The sequence below is a fragment of the Polaromonas sp. P3_C2 genome (assembly GCF_056402675.1).
This window is the reverse complement of record NZ_JBFUGX010001005.1, coordinates 1-1,068: the sequence shown is the minus strand read 5'-3', so window position 1 is coordinate 1,068 and position 1,068 is coordinate 1. Positions and strand designations below refer to the sequence as shown.

Annotated in this window: 2 protein-coding genes; both read left to right on the top strand. The window is 64.3% G+C overall.

Annotated features, from left to right (window positions below; all coding sequences use genetic code 11):
- Positions 1-212, top strand: a 212-nt coding sequence (locus AC1DWI_RS24170; protein WP_477726043.1) for an oligopeptide/dipeptide ABC transporter ATP-binding protein, incomplete at its 5' end; no start/stop codon positions are given.
- A gap of 80 nt (positions 213-292) precedes the next feature.
- On the top strand, positions 293-1,068 hold a 776-nt coding region (locus tag AC1DWI_RS24165), incomplete at its 3' end, for an amidohydrolase (RefSeq protein ID WP_477726042.1).

Below are 1,068 nucleotides of genomic sequence, written 5' to 3'. Positions count from 1 at the left end.
TGCTGGATGCCATCCCCAAGATGCACGACACCGGCCGCGCCCGCACCCCTGTGTCGGGCGAAGTGCCCAATCCGCTGAACCCGCCCACCGGCTGCACCTTCCACCCACGTTGCCCGCATGCCAACGAGCGTTGCCGCAGCGAACGGCCGGAGTTTCTGCAGCTCGAAGGCGTTCGTGTGGCCTGCCATGCGGTTGAAGAGGGCCGAATTTAGGGAACAAATACCAGGAACCCAGGCACGGCCATGCAAAGCGGAACCGGCTTGGTTAATATGTACTCTCAGGGGACACCGCCATGAAAATCATTGAATCCATCCTGGCCGGGGCGGCCGACATCGCTGCCGTGCGCCGCGACATCCACGCCCATCCCGAACTGTGCTTCCAGGAAGTACGCACTGCCGACGTGGTCGCGCAAAAGCTCGAATCCTGGGGCATCCCGATTCACCGCGGCATGGGCACCACCGGCGTGGTGGGTATCGTGCACGGCCGCGACGGCGGCGCTTGTGGCCGGGCCGTGGGGCTGCGCGCCGACACGGACGCGCTGCCCATGCAGGAGTTCAACAAATTCCCCCATGCCAGCACGCGGCAGGGCAAGATGCACGCCTGCGGCCATGATGGCCACACCGCGATGCTGCTGGCCGCGGCACGCCACCTCTCGCAGAACCGAGACTTTGACGGCACGGTCTACCTGATCTTCCAGCCGGCCGAGGAAGGCGGCGGCGGCGCGCGCGAGATGATCAAGGACGGCCTCTTTGAAAAATTCCCCGTCGAAGCGGTCTTTGGCATGCACAACTGGCCGGGCGCGCCTGTCGGCACTTTCGCGGTCAGCGCGGGGCCAGTGATGGCATCAAGCAACGAGTTCAAGATCACCATACGCGGCAAGGGCAGCCACGCCGCGATGCCGCACTTCGGCATCGACCCTGTGCCTATCGCCTGCCAGATGGTGCAGGGCTTCCAGACCATCATCAGCCGCAACAAAAAACCGGTTGATGCGGGCGTCATCTCGGTGACCATGATTCACGCCRGAGAAGCGACCAACGTGGTGCCAGACTTCTGCGAGTTGCAGGGCAC